The 527-nt window shown below is 48.4% G+C and carries 1 pseudogene; it reads left to right on the top strand.

Annotation, left to right across the window (positions count from 1 at the left end):
* Positions 1-527: pseudogene (locus tag AC2W7C_RS18890) on the top strand (phage nozzle protein); the annotation flags it as partial.

The following is a 527-nucleotide window of genomic DNA, read 5'->3' as shown; positions in this document are numbered from 1 at the left end:
TGCGTTCTTCCCTAAGAGTGTGGCGACACTGAGCGACGATGACCCTATTGACGTAGCTGTAAGTCACCCTCGAATCTCAATCCTTAAGTATGCCGTTCCGTTTAGCGAGCAGCTACTACTTTGGTCTGATGAGGTTCAGTTCGTGATGACAAGCTCTGGGTCCTTACCTCGAAGTCTATCCAACTTGATGTGGGCTCAGAGTTTTGCCTTAGTGACAATGCCAGACCATTCGCTGTAGGACGCTCAGTATTCTTCTCAGCGCCTCGTGGTCATTCACCAGCATTAAGCGATACTTCGCTGTAGCAGATGTGTCTGACGTGAAGGATGCCGATGATACCACTGGACACGTACTGTCCTATATCCCTAACGGGGTGTTTGACATTCAAGGTACAGGGACTGAGAACTACATCTGCGTCAACTCTACAGGTGCATACAACCGAATCTACATCTACAAGTTCTTTGTTTTAAGGACGGCGTACAGCTTTCAAGCCTCTTTGGTCACACTGGGAGTTCCCCTAAAGACGTAA

The sequence above is a fragment of the Brevundimonas sp. CURTG3B2_SDJG genome (assembly GCF_057364705.1).
This window is presented reverse-complemented; position numbering and strand designations above follow the sequence as displayed.